This is a genomic window from Vibrio sp. 10N.247.310.17 (assembly GCF_041466605.1).
Classification (GTDB): Bacteria; Pseudomonadota; Gammaproteobacteria; order Enterobacterales; family Vibrionaceae; genus Vibrio; species Vibrio tasmaniensis_A.
In genome coordinates this window covers 123,454-142,803 of the sequence record NZ_JBFSTC010000002.1, presented here as the reverse complement: position 1 = coordinate 142,803, position 19,350 = coordinate 123,454, and the positions used below count along the sequence as shown (strand labels likewise).

Sequence of the window (19,350 nt, the reverse complement as noted above, 5' to 3'; positions counted from 1 at the left end):
TAAACTTTGCGTTGGTTTGTAATTTAAATGAGTTGATGCGGCTTGGTTTTGTGTCTCTCTCCTTGCGCAAGGCTTATAAAACAGGAAAAATAAAAATGCTATACCACTTACTTACCGAAAGTGATTACAGAGAATACGAAAGCACTGAAATCTATGAACCAACATCCTTTAAGGACGAAGGTTTTATTCATTTGGCTTATAAGCAGCAACTGCAAAAAATTGTAGACTGTTTCTTTGAGGGAGTGGCGCAAGTATATCTTTTAGAAATCGACAAAAGCGCGGTTGCCAAAGACTTAAGAGATGAACCTCCAGTAGGGGCTGAAGATGATGGGTCACTTTACCCTCATTTATACAGTCCACTTTCTAAGCAAGCCGTGGTTAGAACAATAAAGCTAATCGCGGATTCATCAGGCACGCTAAAAGTAAACCTGTAAGACTCTAGATTACGGTATTTACCCTGGCTCAGAGTGATTCTAAACACGTGGAATTCAACCATGTAGTGCCACTTCTTACCGTAGCGTTTTATTGTTTAACAGAGTAGCGGAAACTAGTTAGAGAGATTCAGAGAGTTATGATACGTAATTTTTATACTTGCGATAAAGAAACAGATGAAAGCAGTCATGATGGAGAAGGGGCGATAGACATCTATCGTGCGTTCAGGCGTAAAGACTTTGATGGTGCTTGGGATTTTGCCATCCGTGTTGTCATGCCATCGGGAAGCTCTATGGGGGAGCATTCTCATGGAGACGATGAAGAAATGTATATTATTCTGAAAGGTGAAGGCACGATGATCATTGAAGGCGTCGAGACAAAAGTGACAGCGGGAGACATGATAGTAAATAAACGTTTTGGTACCCATGGCTTGGCTAATACATCAAAAAATGACATTGAGTTGTTAATCATTCAAGCCAGCCTGAAGTAAAGCGTCAAGCTAGAAATGTTGGTACGGCCGCAGAGCGGTTTTAGTAGAGCCGATGTGGGTTGTTGCTATTTTTATAAAGTATTGGGATATGCAACCACTTGAAATTTTAAAACATGCCTACATATTGATACCATCAATCAATTAGATGTAGGGATACACATGTCAATTAAAAATCTGAATGCTGGCGATATTGTTGTCAGTAACTTTGGTGTTTATCAGCACTGGTCTTTGGTCTCGGACGCACTATGTGAAAAAGGGCTACCTATGCTCATTTCTGCAACTCAGCGAAACGGTACAGTCCAAGAAGAAAGCTGGGATATAGTCACTAAGGGTGAGCATACTTACTTAACGGAAGTTACATACGACCGACCTGTGCCAGAGGTACTTGAAGTGGCGCGTTCTCAAATTGGAAAGTGGAAATATTCTTTGACTGACAGAAATTGTGAGCATTTTGCTAAATGGGCTACGGGGTTAAAAATGTCTTCGACCCAAGTTGTTGCGGGCGCGACAGGTGCTGTTTTAGGCGCAAGTTTAGTTGGCTTATGCTCTGAAAATCCTAAGTTTGCTAAATTCCTTGGTGGTGCCTTAGCTTTAGGTGGTTTAGCTGTTTTAGCGACCAAGGCTGTTGAGAAAAAATAACAATGCTTAGGTAATGATTCTACACACTTGGTATTTTAACCATGCATAAGTTCAGTGTCGTGTTGAGTTGGTTTCAGAGGAATAAATGAAAGAGTTTAAGGTTAAGGGGAGCAACGTGATACTCAGGTATCATGATCTTCCCGGTTCGGAAGTGCCTATTATTTTTATACACGGTATTGGCTGTGCTTCCTCATTTGATTATCCGGCCGTTGCAGCTAGTGATTGGTTGCTTCCTCATCGGCGCATTCTTGTTGATTTATTAGGTTCTGGGTTTAGTGATAAACCTAAGGACTTCGATTATTCCATCGGTAGCCACGCGGCTTATCTTGGGGCGTTTATTCAATCTTTGGGTTTGGATAACTTTGTTATCTATGGTCACAGCATGGGTGGCGCTGTGTCGGTTGTGTTGGCTGAAAAAGTTCAACCACAACTACAGGCCTTGGTGTTGAGTGAGGCTAACCTTGATTCAGGTGGCGGGTTCTTTAGCAAGAAGATTGCGAGCTACACCGAGCTTGAATATACCAATCACGGTCACGCCCAGATAGTGCAACACAGCATCGATGACCAAAATACTCAATGGGCTGCCAGTTTAGCCGTGAATTCAGCGATAGGTACACACAGGCAAGCCGTGTCCTTGATAGAAGGGCAACTCCCGAGTTGGCGTGATAGGTTGTATTCTCTGAACGTAAACAGAACTTATATATTTGGTAGTGAATCTTTGCCAGACAGCGATACCGACGAACTGAGTAACCACGGTATAGCGATCAGCCTTGTTTCTGATGCCGGGCATTCAATGGCGTGGGAAAACGCCGATGGGCTAGCTGAAGCTATTAAGCGAGCGATACCAACAACCTAATCAGTAATTCAAGTAGACATGGTGTGTCCGGTGTGATTGAGCACCACATAAGTGTGGCAGATCCTCGGTAGGGGGAATCCATGTCATTCGTTAGATTACTTTCAAGCATCATAGTAAGGATTATATTTTGGAAGAAGTACAAGAAAAATGGATTTGTGGTTTCTGGACGAGAATCGGAGCCTTGTTTATTGACACAATATTTTTAGGTGTATTGGGGTATGTTGTCGGCTTATTTCTAGAAGATGTTTTCGTCCAGCTTGGTGAGTGGGGAAGGTTGATTGGCTTTGTTGTGTCAATTACATATTTTGGTGTAATGAATAGCTCTTTATTAAATGGCCAGACAATAGGAAAAAAGCTTCTAAATATAAGAGTTGTTGACTCATGCAATTCAACTATCAGCCTACCGAAGTCCTTTTTGAGGTATAGCTTCCTTGCCGTTCCATTTTCTTTGAATGGAGCACAAATTACTAACGAAGCAGTAATCCCATATTTAATGTACCTGTTATCGTTTATCGTATTTGGTGGCTTATGCTCAATTACTTACTTATATATTTTTAATCGCGTAACCCGACAGTCATTACATGATCTTGCCGTAGGTACTTATGTCGTAAATGCAGAGGCTAGTTCTGAAGAGTTGCCATCAGTCTGGAGACCTCACTTAGTGGTGGTTACCGGCTTATTTGTTACTGCGGTCCTTGTCCCCGCTCTTACTTCTGACTTAACTGAATCAGAATCGTTCAAGGGACTGTTAGTAACACAGAAAGCAATCAATGATAATGAGTCAGTAAAATATGCAGGGGTCACAGAAGGTTCAACAACTTTTGCTTCATCAAACTCAAACTCTGGCAGTAAAACAACGACATATGTGAAAGCTCAAGCTTTTCTTTATAAAGATAGTGTTCGAGATTCAGAGATCGCAAAGCAACTAGTCCAAACTATAATTTATACTTACCCAGAGTCACTAAATAAAAACTTGATTAAAGTAACTCTTACCTACGGTTATGATATTGGCATTGCTTCAAAGTGGAATAGTTATAACTACAAGTTTAATCCGCAAGAACTCAAAAGTTCGGAGTAATCGTCATCTAACAAGGCTTTAAATTTTGTTTAAATGATAGCTTCGGTGCAATTAGGCACTGCACAATTGTGGAAGATCCTCGGAAAGGGGATCCCTGTTATTCGTTATAGCTCATCGATAGTCTAAGGAATCAGATGCACAAAATGCAAATAGGTTTAGTCATGGCCTGCATGACCACCCTTGGTTATATGATGGGGGGTGGCTTTAGTTTAGTAGAACAACACACAACCTCTCAAGATGAAGGTTTCCCTATATTTGAAGTTGAAGTAGCTAAACCTTTCCCAGTCGTACCTTTGAAAAACTTCAATATTGCCACTGATAGTCCAATTACTAATTTTCGAGTGCCTTTAGAGATAGATACTGACTCAAAGCTTAGTTTTGTCTCAGACTACGAAGTTACAATAGACAATGGCTCTGGATTGGTGGGACGAGTTAAAGTCGAGCGAGGTTTTATCAGTAAGAGTGAATGCATTTCAGCTTTAGGCTATTTGGTTGACAAGTTTCAGGAGTATTATCCAGCATTTCAGTTTGAAGCTGGTAAATCGAGCTACTCTAAAACCGTTGGAGATTTGCGAGTCGGTGCTTCATGTTTAGTTTATGAAAGCTCCCCATACGTTTCATTAGAGTATTACTTCGAAAGTAACTCTGTTGCAGATAACATTCTTAAAGCTTTCACCCGAAGATAAAGAGCTATAACAAACGTTTAAGAATCAATTCAACCAAACAGGGCGCCAGTAACAGGCGCCCTTTGTGTTAGTTGGCAACGCTATAAGTATCGTAGTCGCGCAGTAAGAAGAGTGCGACGCAGGCTGCGAGCATTGGCCAAGAGGCGAAGAACAGTAGGTTATTGAACGGGTCCATGTATTTAGCGAAAGAGGCGAAGGTGGAAGCTGCATGCAGGACTAAAATGGCACCGTAGGTGTACTTCTTCCACATGCCGACGACGAACGCGCCTAAAAAGCCGAGCTGAGCGACACCCATAGCCATTATTGCGTTGTCTGAGATGTTGATACCGTAAAAGCCAGACAGCACCTTTGTAGCGTGCTCTGGCACTAGAATCTTATCCAAGCCCCAGAACAAGAAGACGATAAAAATGCCAACTCTCAGCAACAGCAGGCTCGTCGCTAATTTCGTTTGAAGTTTCTTTTCCATGATATTCCTTTTAATGCACTCAACGTTGCGATGAATTAAATGTTCCTCCAAGGAGACCCATCGTCTTCGCGTTTTCTTTCGTTGTTTTTTAGTGCCTTATGTAACAAGGAATGTCTGATTAACTTTTGTTTATATAATATGTCATTTTTTTGATGTGGTATCATTCATGCAGTTAACTGTTAATGGATATATAACGTGAAAAAATACCTACTATTATCGCTTTCGGTTTTAATTTTGGCTGGTTGTGGAGCCCCTCGTTACACAGGGAGCGCGATTCCAGAACCTACGACTGAAGTGGATGTTGTTATTGTTAAAGACGCTGAAACACGTGAAGGCTTTTTAAATACCATGGAAACCTGGTTGCAAGATAACGATTATACCTACACCGTTGTATCTGATAAGTCGAAGCACGATCTTGATAAGCTAACATTGGAGTATGAAGGCCATTGGAGCTGGGACTTAGCGTTGTTCTTAAAGCAAGCGGAGATCAATGCTTATCAAAACGGGCAAAGAGTAGGTGAAGTAGAGTTTAAAGTTCCATATACGGCTAACCCGAACAAGTTTGGTGATGCATCTAAGCGTATTGGTTTCATGATGGATACGGTATTTGGTAAGAAAACCGCTGAAGAAGCGACGAAAGCGGCCAATTCATCAGATTCAAAAGCGACGAACTAGTCTAAATAGCTGACTAACTCATCCCTTTGTTCGCTTTCTATTTCTCTTTAAGCTCAGCTCGAAGAGACCAAGAGACCAAGAGACAAAGATGTGAAGCCGTGGTTTTTACCGTTACGGCTTCACATTGTTCATATTAATTAAAGCTCTTGTCTGAAGTGATTTTTGCTAAACCAGCAATCATCTTCCAAAGCGTGTAGATCGCGGCAACAAGAAGTACAACATAGCCAATAATAAAAACGGCTGTTAGTGCGCCGATAATAGTAAGCACAATCGAAACAAAGAATGTTTTGGTGATGTTGTCGTAGTGATCCGCAAAGACAGTCCCTTGAGCATCGGACTTTTTAACGATGCCCCAAATACCACCTGCAAGAAAACTAATACCAGTAAAGAAGCCTAATAGCATTAACGCATACGCGATGATGGCATGAGTTTTTGCATTTTTGTCCTTCTCTGAGAGCCCCGTATTAATTACTTCAGTATTTTCCATGTGATTGATTCCTAGGTTAATTTAATCACGCACATGCTACGGTATTATGTTGTTGATGGTCACGAATTAGTTGCTTGTTGCATATGTTACATGCTGCGTTGTGATGTGTTTGGTATTGTGTGTAGAGTGTATGTCTCACTGGGTCTTTATTGATAAAAAAGAAATTAATGAACAGATTGATTGGAACAAAAATCACGCTGATAGCGTGCTAGCGATTACGAGTAGTCATAAAACCAACCAAGACACGCGTCGATAATTTAAGTCACAAATATGGTAAAAGCCTGCCTGGGAGTAAGAGTGGGGAAACGTGCCGTAAGCTAAAGTGACGCGTTGTACTAAGCATCATTCTGAACTGTATCTTCAGCGCTTATCCCATCGAACCTGTTTAAAGCTGCTCACATTTTGGTGTTGAAAAGGATGATTCTTCAATGTTATCGGACTCAAAATGTTGCTGTCTGAGCAAACTTATCGTCAAGCTTATTGGCATCGGCTTATAAAAATAGAAGCCTTGGATATAGTCGGCGCCCAGTTTAGACAAGATGTTCACTTGGGATTCGTACTCAACCCCTTCGACGATGACTTGCATACCTAAGGTGCGGGACAACTGAAGCATGGACTCCAGCAAAGGGATACCAATGCTTGATTCGTCTGAAATGTTTTTCACAAACACGCGATCGATTTTGAGAATGCTAAACGGGAACTGTCTCACAAAGTCTAAGCCCGCATAGCCCGTACCAAAATCATCAATCGCAACTCTTACGCCCATATTCGATAGTTTAGTCAGGTTGTCTTTAATCTTAACCATATCGGCATCAGAACATTCACCATCCTCTGTGACTTCAAAAACCACCTGTTTGAGAATGTCTGGGTTCTTCTTGTATATATGACTCACCTTGCTTGCGAAGTTGCTATTTGATAGCACATTCCGGCTTATGTTGACGCTGACATACCTTGATTGAAACAGGTGTTGGTTGCTGTTGATCATGGCTAATACTTCACGTAACACGAAGTACGTGAGGTCTTCTATTAACCCTAAGCTTTCTGCAAGAGGGATGAATATTGCGGGAGAGACGTTACCTTCAATTGGGTCATGCCACCTCAACAGAGACTCACAACCGACTATTTCATGAGTATTATGGTTAACGATAGGCTGCAAGTGGACATGCAAGTGATCGTTTCTTAGCGCATCAGATAATGAATACTCTAAGCTTCTGTGGTTTTGTTTATTGTGCCTGATAGACACGGCGATAATTGTCGCGATTCCCGCAAATAGGAAACCGAACCAAGAGTAACGTAAGAGGTAATTAAAGTAATATTGATACCCAATATATGAGGTAACGGTTAGTGGGTATTTATCAGAAACAATGACTACTTTCTGCAAATATGTCCCTTCCTTTGGTAAGGATATGTTTTTATCAATTACTTTTACTTTTGATTCGATACCAAAATTGGATAGATTTCGATTTACTATGTCGTACAGGAAATGAGGAGGGATCATTAAGCTAATTCCCGCATTATCTTCGTTAGAAGAAATGAGCATGATGGAATTGACTTTAGTGATCGCAGCATTGGTATAAGACAACGTGGTCATGTTTGGATCGGAATTCAAGCGCTCTCTGATGGATTTAAAGAGACGGAATGAGACGTCACCTTCTGTTGTTGAACAATAAAATTGGTCATTTTTATTAAACAACGCCGCTTCTTTAATCCAGTCGGTATCAAAAACCGTTTGTCTCAGCCGAGTAACCACGGACTCGCATGATTGCCCGTGCTCAACCTCAGTCAAAAAGTAATCGAATTGAGATTGAATGTGCCTCAGTTTTTGCTCTAGTTGTTTGGATGAGTCTTCAGTCAACGTTTGGTAATGAAAAGGCGTAGCCGGAATGAGCATTGCCATTGATATACAAAAGGAAACAACGAAGCATAAAGATGTTTTAGCAATATTCGGGTAATTGATATCCATAGTTGGAGTAAGACTACCGATCTAAGTGAGCATTCGATTTAATTTATAAATTTAACGATTAGGTAGCAAGGAAAATGATAAATATTGTGAATAAACGCATGAATTATTGATGAAGATAATGTTTTTTCGATTTTACCAGTAACATATTGATGTTTAGCCGATTTTTCTTTGTAGATTTTACTTGGTTTTGCAGTACTAATACGAATAAAAGATATTTATAACCCTATAAAGACTAGAGTTATATACGATTGGGATATTGAAGGAAATTGACTCAATAATCTGTGTTTCAGTTAACCGAAACACAGATTATTGATGACAGAATCAAGGATTTTTATGAAAAGAGTGATAGCACTGTTCGGTTTGGTTTACTTCTCGTGCTCTGTGCTCGCTGTTGAAAAGACAGTCGATTGCAAGAATGCGATGAATACCATAGAGATCAATCACTGTGCCGCAATTGAGTTGGAATCCGCACAAGCGGAACTGGATAAATACCTTGCAGCCAGCTTTGAGCACAACGATTATGATGCTGAGCTGGTGGCTTCAATTAAGAAGGCTCAAGACAGCTGGCAGGCGTACATGTCGGCTCATTGTAACTCTGTGTACACCCAATGGCGTGATGGTTCCATTCGAGGGGTTATGGCGCTTTCCTGCAAGACGACGTTAACCAAGCAGCGCACGCATGAGGTGTGGGTGAATTTCTTAACTTATATGGATAGCACGCCTCCCGTTTTACCAGGGCCTAAATTAGCGCCGTAGGCAGATTTGAAATGCGTACAGGACTGTGCTCCTGCTTCAACCTTTGGCGTGCTAATAAGAAAGCGATAGGGGATTGTCTTACTCTGTCGTTCTTAGTTCTTAGTCTCTAGTTTGAAGTATTACAGCTTGAAGCGTTACAGTTTGAAGTATTACCTAGCAAGGATTCGATTTTGAATAATGCCAGCATCACTCTTATTCAGCTTGAGGTTGAATACAAAAACAAACAAAAGAACATTGAGTCGGTCTCTGATCTTTTGGAAGCGGAATCGACAGTCGGGGATATCACTCTGTTACCTGAATTGTTCACTACTGGGTATATTTTTAACGATGCTGAAGAAATTCATGAACTGGCTGAAGACTTCAACGACAGTACTACTATTGATTCATTAACTCAGATGGCAGCGAAGCATCACACCTTGATTGTTGCTGGTATTGCCGAGAGAGATAGCGGGCAATATTACAATAGCGTCGTGGTGGTTGATGGTTCAGGTTTACGACACAAATACAGAAAAATCAGTCAAACCAAATTCGACAAACAGTATTTTTCACGTGGGTGTGAGCTCCTTACATTTGAGCACAAGGGCTTAAAGTTTGGTGTCGCAATTTGCTTTGATATTTGGTTCTCGGAGATCATGAGGGCGTATCAGTCGGTCGACGTTATTCTGCATCCCGCGAATTTTGGTGGTCATCATAGCTTTGCTATTGCTCAAGCGAGAGCTTTAGAAGAGGGGTGTCATGTCGTGACGTGTAATCGCGTTGGGCAGGATGTGGTTGATGCGTTTGCCGCGACTTATTGTGGTAGCAGTAGAACCTATTCACCAAAGGGTGACTTAATGCTTCAGCTCAACGACAAGCAATCTGTAGAAACTGTGAGTATTCAAGATCTCTCGATTGCGCCGCAATATAATGGTATTGATGTCGAAGATGAGATCCAGCAAATAACCGCCCTGTTAAACCGTTAAACCGTTAAACCGTTAGACCGTTAAATCGTTAGAACAAAGACTAGAGCGACATAAGATCGAAAAGCGTAAGGTGATTAAACCTTGCGCTTTGGTTTGAGAGTGACTTTTTTTAAGTTTTATAATTCATTTGAGTCTGGCGCTCAATCGAATTAACCGCTTTCATCCGCTGAGCTTGATGTATGTTGACCGTAAGTCGATTGAGCAGCTTTTGCAGCAGTTCAATATCAGGCAGTTGCTGGTCTTTTGCTTGCACTTCTAGCTCTAATGCCTGCTTAGAAAGCATGTTGAGACCTAAGTTTAACGACATACCTTTAATGGAGTGCAGGGTGCGACATAGTGGCTCTAACTCCTTCGATAAATAGTATTCGATGACTCGATCAACAGACTGTTCGAACTCAATAATGGTTGAATCGATAAGTAAGCTAAATCCTTCCGTGTCGTCTTTAAGTATGCGTATCACTTCTGACTGACTTATCTCTTCTTCTGTTAATCTCAGTGTTTCAATTGGCTTGCGATGAAGTTCGACGATGTTTTTGATGTCACTCGAGCTTTCGGTTTTTATTTGCTTAGGTAATCGATTCGAAAATTGTTGCAGGGCGTCGAAAAAGCTCTCTTGTTGCAGAGGTTTAGTCAGAATATGGTCGACACCGGCTTGAATGAAGTTGTCATGAGCTTCACGGAAAACATCGGCCGTGTAGGCGAATATCAAGGTGTCGAGTTTTAGTTTCTCGCGGATGTACTGAGTGGTCTCGATCCCGTTCATTTCCGGCATGTGATTGTCCATCAAGATCAGATCGTATTGATTGGTTTTGAGGCGTTCAATTGCCAATTTACCATTCTCCGAAAGATCAACATGATGGCCGAGCTTTTCACAGAAGCCTTGTGCCACGATCGCATTAATACGATTGTCTTCCACCAATAAAATACGCAATGAATCACAAGTCAGGTTTTCTGTATTGATTACTGGTGTGACGACATCGCCTGTTTTTCCTTCTTGCCAAGCGATAGGTAGAGAGACTTGGAATTTTGTGCCAAGCCCAACAGCGCTCGTCAGTGTTATTTCACCATTCATTAGGCTGACTAGATTCTTAACGATCGCGAGGCCAAGCCCCGTCCCGCCAAACTTTCTTGTGGTTGAGGTGTCAGCTTGTTCAAACGAATTAAAAATTTGCTCGTGTTTGTCCTTTGGAATGCCAATACCCGTGTCTGTTACAGTGAGAATAAGTTGGTTGTTTGGTCTGTTGAGATCCGCTTGAATGGATACGTGACCTTCTTTAGTAAATTTGGTCGCATTACCGCCCAAGTTGAACATGATCTGACGTAATCTTGCACAGTCTCCGATCAGCTGGATGCTTGTTGGTATATTATTTTCGATTAACAGGCGAATGCCTTTTTCATCGGCCAAGGGTTTAAGCGCGCTACGTACAGGTTGTATTACTTGGACAAAATTAAAGGGTGCAAAGTCTAACTCAAGTTTATTTTCTTCCACTTTCGAGAAATCTAATATGTCGTTGAGTATCGTCATTAAATGATGGCCAGAATCGAGAATGAGATTGATGTTCTCTTTTGTTTCCGGCTCTTGGGTTTGGCTGGCAATGATCTGGGAGATACCAAGTACTCCATTCATTGGCGTTCGAATCTCGTGGCTCATAGTCGACAGAAACTCGCTCTTAGCCTTTACCGCCGCTTCTGCTTTGGTTCTTTCTTCGACTAACTCCTGATTTTTCTCTCGCATTTCGCTGTCATTTTTTACGAGGTTTGTTGTCATTTTTTGAAAGCTTTGTGTGAGGAGAGCCACTTCGTCTTGGCTGTCGTTCTTTGAACCAAGTTCGAGAGTCGCAGCGCCTTGTTTCAAATGGCCAGCGGCAACTTGGTTCGCTGCTTGAAGTAGAGTGTGTAATCTTCGTTTTATTCGCTTGGACGACCACGTAGCGACAAGGAGTGAGATAAACACCGAAAACAGTGTTCCCAGAATGAGTACATAACTGGTTTGATTGGCTGAGCTTTCGGACTTGGCGACTCTGACACTGATAAGTTGTTGTTCAATTTCAATAAATTGAGCAATCTCTTGACGGACCTCATCAATCAGCTTTTTTCCGGTTTGCTGCTGAGTGAGATAGACAACACTCTGCATTTCAGCTTCACCTGTGTTCACGAGGTTGCGCTGCATGATCTCTTTCTCTCCTGATTTTTCTAGCCATGTGTTGTGGATAGCATCAATTCGATTAAGGCGTTCTACTTGAGGTGGGTTGTCACTCACTTGAGTCTCAAGGGTTTGAATTTTTTGAGGCCATACATCAAGTGCCAAGTAGTAGGGTTCTAAAAACACGAGGTCACCGGAGATCAGATAGCCACGCTGAGCCGTTTCCATGTCTACTGTTAGGCTGAGAAGTTCTTGAGCCCGAGCGATGGCTTTGTGTGTATGAACGACCCAATTATTGTCTTTCACAATATTTCGGGTGTTGTCATGAACAGAAAAAGCAACGATAAGCATCAAAGCGATAGGAATAAAAAAGCTAACCAATAGCTTCTTCTGTAGGGATATGTTGTCAAACCAACCCGCGATCATAAAACAGCGCTCTCTATGTCGATGTCATTTCATTGTTAGTGTAGATGATAATGAGTAGCTAAGTGCGTAAATAGTTGCTAAGCGCGCAAATGCATACGTTGGGGATGTAAGTCCTGCATATAAAGGGTATTTATGGAGCAAGTAAGAGTCGTAATTATGTGCCAAAGACAAAAAAGCTAGCCCGAATAAGCTAGCTTTCAACTGTATCATGGGCAGGTTGAGCCCTAAATCGCTTTTACGCTGCTTCGCTCTACAAGAGTCGGTTCTAGTTCAACGACTTGCGGGTAGGCGTCTGGCGTTTGTAGTCGGCTTAGCAGGGTATCGACCGCCGCTTTGCCTAAACGGTGCTTTGGCTGGTGGATTGTGCTTAAAGCGGGTGTCATGTACTTAGATAAGTGGATGTCATCGTAGCCAATGATAGACAGGTCATTTGGAATCAATGTGCCATCTTGAGCTGCCGCATGAATCACACCCATCGCCATCATGTCGTTACTGACGAACAAGGCCGAAGGCATTTGACCACGGGCTTTTAATGTTTGGTAAGAATCAAAGCCACCATCACATTCGAAGTTTGATTCAACAATCCACTTAGGGTTGATCTCTAAATTCGCTTCTTCCATTGCTTGCTTATAGCCTTGATAACGAGAAGAGGCTTGGTTGCGATGCAGTGGGCCAGTAATACAGCCAATATCCGAGTGACCATTATCGATCAGGTGTTTGGTCGCCATGTAGCCACCTTGATGCGAATTGTCTTGGATCTTATCACTTGCGAACAGCATTGGACCCCAGTCCATTACCACGACAGGTAACTCTGGGTAGCGCTCGAACACATCGATATGTTGACCTTCAAGCGTTGAACACATCAGCATCAAGCCATCGACACGCTTTTGCAGCAAGGTATCGATAGAGGATTTCATGCGTTCGCTATCGCCTTCGGTGTTGCATAGGATGAGGTTGTAGCCTTTTTCGTAGCAACGACGCTCAACACCTTTCACTACTTCACCAAAGAATGGGTTGGTAGAGGTGGTAACCAGCATGCCCAAGGTTTTGGTTTGCTTCATTTTTAAGCTGCGAGCTAATGCCGACGGCGCGTAGTTGAGTTCTTTGGCCGCACTGTTAACACGCTCAGCAATCTCTTCACTGACAAAACGTGATTTGTTCATCACATGGCTCACGGTAGACGTTGAAACCTTTGCAACCCGAGCGATGTCTTTCATTGTTGCCATATAAAATCCTTGTGGGAATCACTTTTCCACGTTGGGCGATATTCTGCCTGAAAACAGGGGCTTATGCTTGATATTTGTTGTTACCGAATTTGAAGGCTTACATCCGTTAACTACGGTTTAGCTCAGGAGTTAACCCTTCAAATAGGTATCAAGCTAAGCCGACAGTTGTTCTGCCAAAAACGCATCGGTTTCAGCACGGCTTGGAATCGACGTTTGAGCGCCAAAGCGAGTCACTGAAATGGCAGCGGCAGCGTGAGCAAACTTAATCGCGCGTTCTAATGGCATGTCTTCAAGCAAGCCTGTGACTAATGCGCCATTGAAAGTATCACCAGCAGCGGTTGTGTCCGTTGCTTCAACGCGGAAGCCTGCGATTAATTCACCTTCGCTAGCTTCATTACCTTGACCACGATGACTCACCCACACGCCTTTTGCACCTAGCGTGATCATTACAGTCTCGATGCCTTTAGCATGCAGAGCCAAAGCTGCCTGATGAGCAGATGCATTGTCCGTCACGGTAATGCCCGTCAGCACTTCTGCTTCGGTTTCGTTGGGTGTAATCACATCAACACAAGCAAGCAGTGAATCCGATAATGGACGAGCAGGAGCCGGGTTAAGAATCACTTCCGTGCCGCTCTCTTTTGCTACTTTTGCTGCGTATTCAATGCCTTCAATTGGCGTTTCAAGCTGAGTCAGCAGGTACTTAGCACCGCGAATCTTCTCTAGATGCGGTTCGATTTGATCGCAAGTCAGCTTGTTGTTGGCTTCCGCAGAAAGACAAATACTGTTTTCGCCTGTTGCTGACACTTGGATCATCGCGATGCCCGTCGGTGTGTTTTCTGCAACGATCACACCGTCGATGTTGATGCCATCTTTGGCAAAGTCTTGACGAATATTGATCCCAAATGGGTCGTCACCAACACAGGCGATAAAACCAATGTCTGCGTTTAATCTTGCTGCAGCGACCGCTTGGTTTGCGCCTTTGCCGCCAGGGATGACCTGATAGTTACCGCCAATCAAGGTTTCACCCGGACGAGGGAACGAAGGAACTTGCAGTACGTGGTCAGCGTTAACGCTACCTAAAACAATCAGTTGAGTCATGATACGAGCCTTATGATATATCGTATTTGAAAATGCATGGGTCTTTCTCATTACGCAAATTCTTGTTGCGTTAACTGCTCGCCTTGTTAGACGGCTTATGAGAAACAGCGATGCACTGTCGGTTTTTTTGTTTTTTCTTGAGTCAGTGAGTCAGTGAGCTAATGAGCAGGGAGATAGGGGACTCCCTGCTTAATTAGATCTCAGCGCTAAACTGAATTACTTAGCGATGATTTTTAGAGGTACTGGTACGTACTCGTCTACTGTCTCGCCTTTTAGTACTTTGTCTGCCATTTCAACACCTAAAGAACCGATTAGGTCAGGTTGTTGTGCAACCGTTGCGCCAAGTAGGCCACGGTTAACAGCAGCGATGCCGTCTTCAGTGCCATCAAAGCCAACGATCATTACGTCTTTACCTGAAGCTTGAACTGCGCGAAGTGCACCCAGTGCCATTTCATCGTTTTGAGCGAATACTGCTTGTACGTCTGGGTTTGCAGCAAGCAAGTTTTCCATTACGTTCAGGCCTTTAGTACGGTCGAAATCAGCAGGTTGGCTTGCTAGAAGCTCTAGGTCGCTGCCGTTTACTGCGTTCATGAAGCCTTCACCACGTTCACGAGCAGCAGAAGTACCAGCAATACCTTCAAGTTGGATTACTTTCGCTTTCTCGCCTACTTTTTCCATGATGAAGTGACCTGCCATTTCGCCGCCGATTACGTTATCAGAAGCAATGTGGCTCACTACATCACCACGGCTCGCGCCACGGTCTAGCGTTAGTACAGGGATGTTTGAACGGTTAGCAATACGAATAGCGTTAGATACTGCATCTGAATCTGTAGGGTTAATCAGGATTGCCTTAACACCACGAATGGTTAGATCTTCAATGTTCGAAAGCTCTTTGCTTGGGTCGTTTTGAGAATCAAGAACGATAAGCTTGTAGCCTAGCTCTTCAGCTTTCGCTTCTGCGCCATCTTTCATGGTTACAAAGAATGGGTTATTCAATGTAGATAGAACGATTGCCATTGTATCTTGCGCCTGTGCAGACACAGATACCGTTGTAGAAAGAAGAGCAGCAGAAATAAGAGTCGCTAATTTTTTCATGGTGTAAGTCCTTTGTGTAGGGTGAGCTAGGAGGTGAGTCCTAACTCGTAGTTACATTATTTATAGATTCTAATATTTTAAGGTAAAACAAACTGTTACTTTTATTAAACTAGAGTGTTACTTGTATTAACCTAGAGTGTGAATAGGTTTTATTTGTTTTTGTTGTCGACCAATACCGCCAGAAGAATAACCACTGCTTTTGCAATCATCTGGTAGTAAGAAGATACGTCTAATAGGTTTAGGGCGTTGTTTAGGAAGCCGATAATCAATGCACCAATTAATGTGCCCATGATGCGACCACGACCGCCGGCTAAGCTTGTGCCACCCAATACTACTGCGGCGATAGCGTCTAATTCATAACCCATACCTGCGGTAGGTTGAGCTGATGACAAACGAGATGCCACGATGATGCCTGCAACCGCTGCTAGCAGACCACAGATTGCGTAAACGCCGATTTTTACTTTGTCTACGTCGATGCCTGATAGGCGAGTTGCTGATTCGTTACCACCCAGTGCGTAAACGTAGCGACCAAAGCGTGTGTGGTTAAGTAGGTACCATACTGCAGCGAATACCACGGCCATGATCCATACTGGAACTGGAATGCCCATTGCGTAGCCTGTACCGAACCAAGCAAACGCGTCTGCAGTGTCAGTAAAGCCAGTCGAGATAGGACGACCATCTGTGTAAACCATGGTTACGCCGCGCAATAGAGTCATTGTTACAAGCGTTGCGATGAAGGCTTGAACCTTACCCTTGGCGATAATCACGCCACTGATCGCCCCCAATGCTGCGCCTGCTACTAGAGCGGTTGGCACTGCGATCATCACTGGGATTTCCATGCCAATCATGCTGGCTGCGAAAGCACCACAAAGTGCCAGTACAGAGCCGACACTCAAGTCGATACCTGCGGTTAAGATAACCAGTGTCATACCTACTGCGATAATGGCGTTAATCGAAGTTTGGCGCAGGATATTCAGGATGTTATCGACGGTGAAAAAGTTTGGGTTTAAGAATGAAACGACAACAATCAGGAAGATCAAAGCAATCAATGACTTTTGATCAATCAGCCACTCTTTGCTGATTAACGGTTTTTTCTTTGGAGCTTCAGTTGTTTTGCTCATGGTTTTAGTACTCATGCTGCGTCCTCGTTGATCTTTTTACCGACCGCACACGCCAGTAATAATTCTTGGTTTGCTTCTTTAGCATCAAATTCACCGCTTACACGGCCTTCATGCATCACCATGATGCGGTCAGTCATTCCTAACACTTCTGGCATTTCAGACGAGACCAAAATGATGCTCATGCCGTCGGCTTTAAATTTATTAATGAGTTGGTAAATCTCTTTTTTCGCACCGACATCGACACCACGAGTGGGTTCATCAAGAATCAGTACTTTTGGTTTGGTCATCAAGCCTTTAGCAATTGCCACTTTCTGTTGGTTACCACCAGAAAGGTTGCCAATAATTTGTTCGCGAGTCGGGGTTTTGATGTTGAACAGCTTGATGAAGTCATCGACTGCAATCACTTCATCTTTATGTTGGATTTGACCTTTATTAGTCAGCAGATCCAGTGCACATAACGACATGTTTTCTTTTACTGAAAGTCCTAGCACAAGGCCATCGCCTTTACGGTCTTCAGAGATGTAAGCAATGCCATTGACCAAGCCATCTTTCGGGCTTACAGGGTTGATGGTTTTGTTTTCTAGGTTGATGACGCCGCGCTCACTTGGAAGGGCACCGTAAATCACTTTCATCAGTTCAGTTCGGCCAGCACCCATAAGACCAGATACACCCAGGATTTCGCCGCGCTTTAGAGTAAAGCTCACGTCATGAACACCAGAACCCGTCAGGCCAATCACTTCAAGGCAGGTTTCACCGTGGCTCTGGCCGATACGTGGATATTGCTCGTCCAACTTACGGCCAACCATCATTTCGATTAAGCCATCTTCGTCAGTGTCTTTAACTTCACACTGACCAATGAACTTACCGTCACGCAGCACGGTGATGTCATCGCAAATTTCGAAGATCTCTTTCAAGCGGTGAGAGATGTAAACAATGCCGCAGCCTTCAGAACGTAGCTCGTTAATCACCTTAAATAGCGACTCAGTTTCGGTATCAGTGAGCGCATCAGTTGGTTCATCCATGATGATGACCTTAGATTCAAACGATAGGGCTTTTGCGATCTCTACCATTTGTTGCTCACCAAGGCTCAACTGGCCTAAAGGTGTTTTCGAGCTGTGTTTCACGTTAAGGCGTTTAAGTAGCTTGTCGGCTTCTTGGTACATCTCGTTCCACAAGATGCGACCCATGGTGCCCGTGATTTCACGCCCTAAGAAGATGTTCTCGGCGATGGTTAACTCAGGAATTAGGTTCAGTTCTTGGTGAATGATACTAATGCCTGCTTGTTGAGAGTCACGCGGTCCTTTAAATGCAGCCGGTTTTCCTTGGTAAGCGATAGTGCCGCTGTCCAAGTGATAGATACCCGTAAGCACTTTCATAAGCGTGGATTTACCTGCACCGTTTTCACCCATTAACGCCATTACGCGTCCTGGGTAAACGTTGAGGCTTGCCTTATCCAGTGCTTTCACACCAGGGAAGGCTTTCTCAATTGAGCTAAGTTCTAAAATGGCTTGAGTCATGTCGGTTCCTTTACTCGGGGCCAGTTGTATTTGGTTGTGTCTATCTTTTTTCAGCAATGACGCTGGACTGTCGTTGCGTTTCGCATGAGCTAAAACGTTACGCCAGCTTGGAAAATAACATTTGCGTATGGTGTGCATTCACCAGTGCGAATCACCGCGCGGCTTTCATGCGTACGCTCTTTGAATTCTTCATGAGTGATGTAAGTAATCGAAAGCGGTTTGCCGCAACGCGCTTCTTCTGTCTTGATCAAATCAATCAGCGCAGCGTGATGGTCTGGGCTTACTTTCGCAAACTCTTCTGCGATTACAACGCCTTCAATTTGAGATTCATCCAGCATGGTTTTTACTGTCTGCTGAAAACTTGGAACACCGTGAGTCAAAGCAAGGTCTATGCGAGTCACATGATCCGGAATCGGCAACCCTGCATCACAAATCGTGATTTCATCTGTATGGCCAAGAGTCGCCACTAGGTAAGAGAGCTCAGAGTTTATTAGGGTACTTTTTTTCATATCACGACCTATCGAAAAATAACGTTTAATGGGTTGAGAACAACTCAAGAAAAGCCATCGAAACGTTTCGATAGTGATAATAGTGTGTGATTTATCATTTGCACGTTTGATTGTTTTAGAGTGTGATAACGATCATCGAAACGTTTCGATGGGGCGTTTTTTGGTGATCTTAATCAACGCCATTGATTGCATAAATACGTTCACAATGGAGATATAAAGAGTGCGCTACGGCTTGTTGCTCATACAGTTTTGACACAATGTAGTGTCGCTTAAATTTAATTAAGTGGGGTCAACCGACAAAATGTAGCCAAACTTGGTGATTGTGGTTATCTGAATGTCTGGTGTTCTTAAGCGCGTAAAAACATTACGCAGATTATAGATGACGTTAGCAAGTATGTGAGGAGAGGTGAGTTCCCCTTCCCAGCACATATCAATAATATCTTCCCTAGAAACGGGGTCCCCTAGATTTTCTGTTAGTAAACAGAGCACCGAAAGTAGGTGAGGGCGTAAAGTAATTTTATTCCCCTGTTCATTAGTAATCGTTCGAGAGTCAGTATCAATGATTAAGCCGTTAAGCTCTATTGTGTGGTTCATCGTGTTTCTATTCGTCTTATTCTGAATGGTTGAGATTGAGTTAAGTCGCAAGCTACTAAAGCGTGTGGATTATGCAAAATCACGCCACTCTTGAAAGTAAGCTTGCGTAAGTGCGAGGTGGAAAAACCTAA

21 protein-coding genes are annotated in these 19,350 nt (G+C 43.1%); 10 read left to right on the top strand and 11 right to left on the bottom strand.

The window, feature by feature from the left end; translation table 11 throughout:
- The first annotated feature begins 35 nt into the window (after positions 1-35).
- From AB6D80_RS01380 to AB6D80_RS01355, 6 genes are all read left to right on the top strand, one after another.
- The gene (locus tag AB6D80_RS01380; protein WP_372187594.1) at positions 36-434 is read left to right on the top strand and encodes a DUF952 domain-containing protein; all 399 of its coding nucleotides are present in this window, start codon (positions 36-38) and stop codon (positions 432-434) included.
- 137 nt (positions 435-571) lie between these two features.
- Entirely contained in the window at positions 572-922 is a 351-nt protein-coding gene (locus AB6D80_RS01375; RefSeq protein ID WP_065105466.1) for a cupin domain-containing protein, read from the top strand.
- A 159-nt stretch (positions 923-1,081) separates the two neighbouring features.
- Positions 1,082-1,561 carry a lecithin retinol acyltransferase family protein gene (locus tag AB6D80_RS01370; RefSeq protein ID WP_108193122.1) on the top strand — a complete coding sequence of 160 codons (480 nt, stop codon included), beginning with the start codon at positions 1,082-1,084 and terminating at the stop codon, positions 1,559-1,561.
- 85 nt (positions 1,562-1,646) lie between these two features.
- Positions 1,647-2,417: an alpha/beta fold hydrolase gene (locus AB6D80_RS01365; protein ID WP_372187592.1), complete on the top strand. Its 771-nt coding sequence runs from the start codon at positions 1,647-1,649 to the stop codon at positions 2,415-2,417.
- A 127-nt stretch (positions 2,418-2,544) separates the two neighbouring features.
- Complete coding sequence (locus AB6D80_RS01360; protein ID WP_108193124.1) at positions 2,545-3,495, top strand: RDD family protein; 951 nt, start codon at positions 2,545-2,547, stop codon at positions 3,493-3,495.
- Between the two features lie 134 nt (positions 3,496-3,629).
- Positions 3,630-4,181: a hypothetical protein gene (locus AB6D80_RS01355; protein ID WP_108193125.1), complete on the top strand. Its 552-nt coding sequence runs from the start codon at positions 3,630-3,632 to the stop codon at positions 4,179-4,181.
- Positions 4,182-4,248: 67 nt separating this feature from the next.
- Here the strand turns inward: AB6D80_RS01355 and AB6D80_RS01350 are convergent, their stop codons facing one another.
- Positions 4,249-4,647, bottom strand: coding sequence for a hypothetical protein (locus AB6D80_RS01350; RefSeq protein WP_371705960.1), 399 nt, complete (start codon positions 4,645-4,647; stop codon positions 4,249-4,251).
- 195 nt (positions 4,648-4,842) lie between these two features.
- Between AB6D80_RS01350 and AB6D80_RS01345 the strand changes: the two genes are divergently transcribed.
- Positions 4,843-5,322 carry an Sbal_3080 family lipoprotein gene (locus AB6D80_RS01345; protein ID WP_372187589.1) on the top strand — a complete coding sequence of 160 codons (480 nt, stop codon included), beginning with the start codon at positions 4,843-4,845 and terminating at the stop codon, positions 5,320-5,322.
- A gap of 133 nt (positions 5,323-5,455) precedes the next feature.
- Here the strand turns inward: AB6D80_RS01345 and AB6D80_RS01340 are convergent, their stop codons facing one another.
- Positions 5,456-5,809, bottom strand: a complete 354-nt coding sequence (locus AB6D80_RS01340) for a hypothetical protein (protein WP_102561386.1) — start codon at positions 5,807-5,809, stop codon at positions 5,456-5,458.
- A gap of 130 nt (positions 5,810-5,939) precedes the next feature.
- On the opposite strand from AB6D80_RS01340, the gene AB6D80_RS01335 reads away from it, so the two are divergent.
- Positions 5,940-6,065: a hypothetical protein gene (locus AB6D80_RS01335; RefSeq protein ID WP_372187588.1), complete on the top strand. Its 126-nt coding sequence runs from the start codon at positions 5,940-5,942 to the stop codon at positions 6,063-6,065.
- Positions 6,066-6,194: 129 nt separating this feature from the next.
- On the opposite strand, the gene AB6D80_RS01330 is transcribed toward AB6D80_RS01335, so the two are convergent.
- Positions 6,195-7,772: an EAL domain-containing protein gene (locus AB6D80_RS01330; RefSeq protein ID WP_372187587.1), complete on the bottom strand. Its 1,578-nt coding sequence runs from the start codon at positions 7,770-7,772 to the stop codon at positions 6,195-6,197.
- Positions 7,773-8,105: 333 nt separating this feature from the next.
- Here AB6D80_RS01330 and AB6D80_RS01325 point away from each other — a divergent pair, with 333 nt between their 5' ends.
- Positions 8,106-8,528 carry a lysozyme inhibitor LprI family protein gene (locus AB6D80_RS01325; protein WP_372187585.1) on the top strand — a complete coding sequence of 141 codons (423 nt, stop codon included), beginning with the start codon at positions 8,106-8,108 and terminating at the stop codon, positions 8,526-8,528.
- A 170-nt stretch (positions 8,529-8,698) separates the two neighbouring features.
- Entirely contained in the window at positions 8,699-9,490 is a 792-nt protein-coding gene (locus AB6D80_RS01320) for a carbon-nitrogen hydrolase family protein (RefSeq protein WP_372187584.1), read from the top strand.
- Between the two features lie 109 nt (positions 9,491-9,599).
- On the opposite strand, the gene AB6D80_RS01315 is transcribed toward AB6D80_RS01320, so the two are convergent.
- The 8 genes from AB6D80_RS01315 to AB6D80_RS01280 form a co-directional block, all read right to left on the bottom strand.
- Positions 9,600-12,059: a CHASE3 domain-containing protein gene (locus AB6D80_RS01315; RefSeq protein WP_372187582.1), complete on the bottom strand. Its 2,460-nt coding sequence runs from the start codon at positions 12,057-12,059 to the stop codon at positions 9,600-9,602.
- Between the two features lie 224 nt (positions 12,060-12,283).
- Complete coding sequence (locus AB6D80_RS01310; RefSeq protein WP_004730338.1) at positions 12,284-13,285, bottom strand: substrate-binding domain-containing protein; 1,002 nt, start codon at positions 13,283-13,285, stop codon at positions 12,284-12,286.
- A gap of 153 nt (positions 13,286-13,438) precedes the next feature.
- Entirely contained in the window at positions 13,439-14,383 is a 945-nt protein-coding gene (rbsK, locus tag AB6D80_RS01305) for a ribokinase (RefSeq protein ID WP_372187581.1), read from the bottom strand.
- A gap of 216 nt (positions 14,384-14,599) precedes the next feature.
- Positions 14,600-15,478 (bottom strand): ribose ABC transporter substrate-binding protein RbsB, encoded by an 879-nt coding sequence (rbsB, locus tag AB6D80_RS01300; RefSeq protein ID WP_009844904.1) that lies wholly within the window; start codon positions 15,476-15,478, stop codon positions 14,600-14,602.
- A gap of 149 nt (positions 15,479-15,627) precedes the next feature.
- On the bottom strand, positions 15,628-16,614 hold the full coding sequence (gene rbsC, locus AB6D80_RS01295; RefSeq protein ID WP_004730344.1) for a ribose ABC transporter permease: 987 nt from the start codon (positions 16,612-16,614) through the stop codon (positions 15,628-15,630).
- A complete protein-coding gene (gene rbsA, locus AB6D80_RS01290; RefSeq protein ID WP_372187579.1) occupies positions 16,611-18,116 on the bottom strand; it encodes a ribose ABC transporter ATP-binding protein RbsA in 1,506 nt (501 codons plus the stop codon). The genes rbsC and rbsA overlap by 4 nt, the downstream gene beginning before the upstream one ends.
- Before the next feature lie 89 nt (positions 18,117-18,205).
- Entirely contained in the window at positions 18,206-18,625 is a 420-nt protein-coding gene (gene rbsD / locus AB6D80_RS01285) for a D-ribose pyranase (RefSeq protein ID WP_029405037.1), read from the bottom strand.
- 279 nt (positions 18,626-18,904) lie between these two features.
- Positions 18,905-19,219 (bottom strand): winged helix-turn-helix domain-containing protein, encoded by a 315-nt coding sequence (locus AB6D80_RS01280; RefSeq protein ID WP_009844908.1) that lies wholly within the window; start codon positions 19,217-19,219, stop codon positions 18,905-18,907.
- Between the last annotated feature and the right edge of the window lie 131 nt (positions 19,220-19,350).

Coding starts and splice junctions, on each gene's coding strand:
- AB6D80_RS01375 (WP_065105466.1), top strand. CDS start 572: ATGATACGTAATTTTTATACTTGCGATAAAGAAACAGATGAAAGCAGT.
- AB6D80_RS01340 (WP_102561386.1), bottom strand. CDS start 5,809: ATGGAAAATACTGAAGTAATTAATACGGGGCTCTCAGAGAAGGACAAA.
- AB6D80_RS01315 (WP_372187582.1), bottom strand. CDS start 12,059: ATGATCGCGGGTTGGTTTGACAACATATCCCTACAGAAGAAGCTATTG.
- AB6D80_RS01350 (WP_371705960.1), bottom strand. CDS start 4,647: ATGGAAAAGAAACTTCAAACGAAATTAGCGACGAGCCTGCTGTTGCTG.
- AB6D80_RS01370 (WP_108193122.1), top strand. CDS start 1,082: ATGTCAATTAAAAATCTGAATGCTGGCGATATTGTTGTCAGTAACTTT.
- AB6D80_RS01330 (WP_372187587.1), bottom strand. CDS start 7,772: ATGGATATCAATTACCCGAATATTGCTAAAACATCTTTATGCTTCGTT.
- AB6D80_RS01335 (WP_372187588.1), top strand. CDS start 5,940: ATGTCTCACTGGGTCTTTATTGATAAAAAAGAAATTAATGAACAGATT.
- AB6D80_RS01355 (WP_108193125.1), top strand. CDS start 3,630: ATGCACAAAATGCAAATAGGTTTAGTCATGGCCTGCATGACCACCCTT.
- AB6D80_RS01380 (WP_372187594.1), top strand. CDS start 36: ATGCGGCTTGGTTTTGTGTCTCTCTCCTTGCGCAAGGCTTATAAAACA.
- AB6D80_RS01310 (WP_004730338.1), bottom strand. CDS start 13,285: ATGGCAACAATGAAAGACATCGCTCGGGTTGCAAAGGTTTCAACGTCT.
- AB6D80_RS01365 (WP_372187592.1), top strand. CDS start 1,647: ATGAAAGAGTTTAAGGTTAAGGGGAGCAACGTGATACTCAGGTATCAT.
- rbsB (WP_009844904.1), bottom strand. CDS start 15,478: ATGAAAAAATTAGCGACTCTTATTTCTGCTGCTCTTCTTTCTACAACG.
- rbsK (WP_372187581.1), bottom strand. CDS start 14,383: ATGACTCAACTGATTGTTTTAGGTAGCGTTAACGCTGACCACGTACTG.
- AB6D80_RS01280 (WP_009844908.1), bottom strand. CDS start 19,219: ATGAACCACACAATAGAGCTTAACGGCTTAATCATTGATACTGACTCT.
- rbsD (WP_029405037.1), bottom strand. CDS start 18,625: ATGAAAAAAAGTACCCTAATAAACTCTGAGCTCTCTTACCTAGTGGCG.
- rbsA (WP_372187579.1), bottom strand. CDS start 18,116: ATGACTCAAGCCATTTTAGAACTTAGCTCAATTGAGAAAGCCTTCCCT.
- AB6D80_RS01325 (WP_372187585.1), top strand. CDS start 8,106: ATGAAAAGAGTGATAGCACTGTTCGGTTTGGTTTACTTCTCGTGCTCT.
- rbsC (WP_004730344.1), bottom strand. CDS start 16,614: ATGAGTACTAAAACCATGAGCAAAACAACTGAAGCTCCAAAGAAAAAA.